1 protein-coding gene, 2 tRNA genes and 2 rRNA genes (1 of these 5 running past the window's edge) are annotated in these 3,266 nt (G+C 53.0%); 1 reads left to right on the forward strand and 4 read right to left on the reverse strand.

Features of this window, described 5'->3' with window-relative positions; genetic code table 11:
* The 4 genes from ACPEH1_RS20350 to ACPEH1_RS20365 all read right to left on the reverse strand — a co-directional run.
* Positions 1 to 913, reverse strand: a 23S ribosomal RNA gene (locus ACPEH1_RS20350) (it extends 2,065 nt beyond the left edge of the window).
* Positions 914 to 1,142: 229 nt separating this feature from the next.
* A tRNA-Ile gene (locus tag ACPEH1_RS20355) sits at positions 1,143 to 1,219 on the reverse strand.
* Positions 1,220 to 1,267: 48 nt separating this feature from the next.
* Positions 1,268 to 1,343 (reverse strand) — tRNA-Ala (locus ACPEH1_RS20360).
* Between the two features lie 95 nt (positions 1,344 to 1,438).
* Positions 1,439 to 2,985, reverse strand: a 16S ribosomal RNA gene (locus ACPEH1_RS20365).
* The 16S and 23S rRNA genes sit together here with 2 tRNA genes alongside, the layout of an rRNA operon.
* A 43-nt stretch (positions 2,986 to 3,028) precedes the next feature.
* Here ACPEH1_RS20365 and ACPEH1_RS20370 point away from each other — a divergent pair.
* A partial coding sequence (locus tag ACPEH1_RS20370; RefSeq protein WP_423716307.1) for a hypothetical protein occupies positions 3,029 to 3,266 on the forward strand: 238 nt, incomplete at its 3' end.

Raw genomic sequence — 3,266 nt, forward strand, 5'->3', positions numbered from 1 at the left:
GTCCGTCTCGGTATTCGGAGTTTGCAATGGTTTGGTAAGTCGCGATGACCCCCTAGCCATAACAGTGCTCTACCCCCGAGAGGATACATATGAGGCGCTACCTAAATAGCTTTCGAGGAGAACCAGCTATCTCCGGGTTCGATTAGCTTTTCACTCCTAATCACAGCTCATCCCCGTCTTTTGCAACAGACGTGGGTTCGGGCCTCCAGTACCTGTTACGGCACCTTCACCCTGGCCATGACTAGATCACCCGGTTTCGGGTCTACTGCCCGCGACTATGCGCCCTTATCAGACTCGGTTTCCCTTCGCCTCCCCTATACGGTTAAGCTTGCCACGAACAGTAAGTCGCTGACCCATTATACAAAAGGTACGCAGTCACTCTTTCGAGCTCCTACTGCTTGTACGCACACGGTTTCAGGATCTATTTCACTCCCCTCTCCGGGGTTCTTTTCGCCTTTCCCTCACGGTACTGGTTCACTATCGGTCGGTCAGTAGTATTTAGCCTTGGAGGATGGTCCCCCCATGTTCAGACAGGGTTTCACGTGCCCCGCCCTACTCGTCTTCACTGGAGTGGCCCTTTTAAATACAGGGCTATCACCTTCTATGGCCAGCCGTTCCAGGCTGTTTTTCTAGAACCATTCCAGCTTAAGGGCTAGTCCCCGTTCGCTCGTCGCTACTCAGGGAATCTCGGTTGATTTCTTTTCCTCTGGTTACTTAGATATTTCAGTTCACCAGGTTCGCTTCCAGCAGCTATGTATTCACTGCAGGATACCCGCAAGCGGGTGGGTTTCCCCATTCGGACATTACCGGATCAAAGCTTGTTGCCAGCTCCCCGATACTTTTCGCAGGCTGCCACGTCCTTCATCGCCTCTGACCGCCAAGGCATCCACCGTGTGCGCTTATTCGCTTGACCATATAACCGCAAGTTGCCTTGGGTTATATATATGACCTGGGGGTACAAAGCCCAGATACGAAATATAACGACTCAATTAATAAGAAGACATTCAAGTCTTCCGCCTTAGCCTCACGACACGTCAAGATAGATATCTCAAACGCTCGCTACGTCACAAGTTTTAAAAGAACACGTACCAGCCACAGTGCTGATGCGTAATAAATTCTTTGTATGCGCTAGTCATTCAGAGTGGTGGGTCTGGGTAGACTCGAACTACCGACCTCACCCTTATCAGGGGTGCGCTCTAACCACCTGAGCTACAGACCCAATGTCCGTTCAGCTCATTGCCGTTTGCGTCGATAAACACGCAACGTGTGGTGGAGCCTGTCGGGATCGAACCGACGACCCCCTGCTTGCAAAGCAGGTGCTCTCCCAGCTGAGCTAAGGCCCCATATACGGGACTTTTCAAACCGGCTTGGCCGATTTGAAACTCTGAATGCAGGTACTTTGTGAAGACGCCCGACAGGACGATGTTGCCTTTGCTCAAAAGGAGGTGATCCAGCCGCACCTTCCGATACGGCTACCTTGTTACGACTTCACCCCAGTCATCGGCCACACCGTGGCAAGCGCCCTCCCGAAGGTTAAGCTACCTGCTTCTGGTGCAACAAACTCCCATGGTGTGACGGGCGGTGTGTACAAGGCCCGGGAACGTATTCACCGCAGCAATGCTGATCTGCGATTACTAGCGATTCCGACTTCATGGAGTCGAGTTGCAGACTCCAATCCGGACTGAGATAGGGTTTCTGGGATTGGCTTGCCCTCGCGGGTTTGCAGCCCTCTGTCCCTACCATTGTAGTACGTGTGTAGCCCTGGTCGTAAGGGCCATGATGACTTGACGTCATCCCCACCTTCCTCCGGTTTGTCACCGGCGGTCTCCTTAGAGTTCCCACCATTACGTGCTGGCAACTAAGGACAAGGGTTGCGCTCGTTGCGGGACTTAACCCAACATCTCACGACACGAGCTGACGACAGCCATGCAGCACCTGTGTTCGAGTTCCCGAAGGCACCAATCCATCTCTGGAAAGTTCTCGACATGTCAAGACCAGGTAAGGTTCTTCGCGTTGCATCGAATTAAACCACATACTCCACCGCTTGTGCGGGCCCCCGTCAATTCCTTTGAGTTTCAGTCTTGCGACCGTACTCCCCAGGCGGCGAACTTAACGCGTTAGCTTCGATACTGCGTGCCAAATTGCACCCAACATCCAGTTCGCATCGTTTAGGGCGTGGACTACCAGGGTATCTAATCCTGTTTGCTCCCCACGCTTTCGTGCCTCAGTGTCAGTGTTGGTCCAGGTAGCTGCCTTCGCCATGGATGTTCCTCCCGATCTCTACGCATTTCACTGCTACACCGGGAATTCCACTACCCTCTACCACACTCTAGTCGCCCAGTATCCACTGCAATTCCCAGGTTGAGCCCAGGGCTTTCACAACAGACTTAAACAACCACCTACGCACGCTTTACGCCCAGTAATTCCGAGTAACGCTTGCACCCTTCGTATTACCGCGGCTGCTGGCACGAAGTTAGCCGGTGCTTATTCTTTGGGTACCGTCAGAACAACCGGGTATTAGCCGATTGCTTTTCTTTCCCAACAAAAGGGCTTTACAACCCGAAGGCCTTCTTCACCCACGCGGTATGGCTGGATCAGGCTTGCGCCCATTGTCCAATATTCCCCACTGCTGCCTCCCGTAGGAGTCTGGACCGTGTCTCAGTTCCAGTGTGGCTGATCATCCTCTCAGACCAGCTACGGATCGTCGCCTTGGTGGGCCTTTACCCCGCCAACTAGCTAATCCGACATCGGCTCATCTATCCGCGCAAGGCCCGAAGGTCCCCTGCTTTCACCCGAAGGTCGTATGCGGTATTAGCGTAAGTTTCCCTACGTTATCCCCCACGAAAAGGTAGATTCCGATGTATTCCTCACCCGTCCGCCACTCGCCACCCATAAGAGCAAGCTCTTACTGTGCTGCCGTTCGACTTGCATGTGTTAGGCCTACCGCCAGCGTTCACTCTGAGCCAGGATCAAACTCTTCACTTAAAAACGTATAGTCCGAGGACTAAAAATTTAAAGCTGCAGATGCTTGACCGCTGGCAACGTTTCGCTTGCTTTAAAACAATTGATATGTTGCTTGATCAAACGTCTGCAAGATGGACAAATCATCCTTCCTGCAGGCGCCTTCACAAGATACCTGCGCATACTGTCAAAGAACCTTGGAGTCGGCCTCAGCGCCTTCCTCCGTGTGCCCCGACGTTTCCGTCGTTGCGAGCCGCCCATTATAGCCGGCTTTTCCGCCTCGTCAACACCTTTTTTCAAGGCCG

It is taken from the genome of Stenotrophomonas sp. NPDC077421 (genome assembly GCF_049545505.1).
Taxonomy (GTDB): domain Bacteria; phylum Pseudomonadota; class Gammaproteobacteria; order Xanthomonadales; family Xanthomonadaceae; genus Stenotrophomonas; species Stenotrophomonas nematodicola.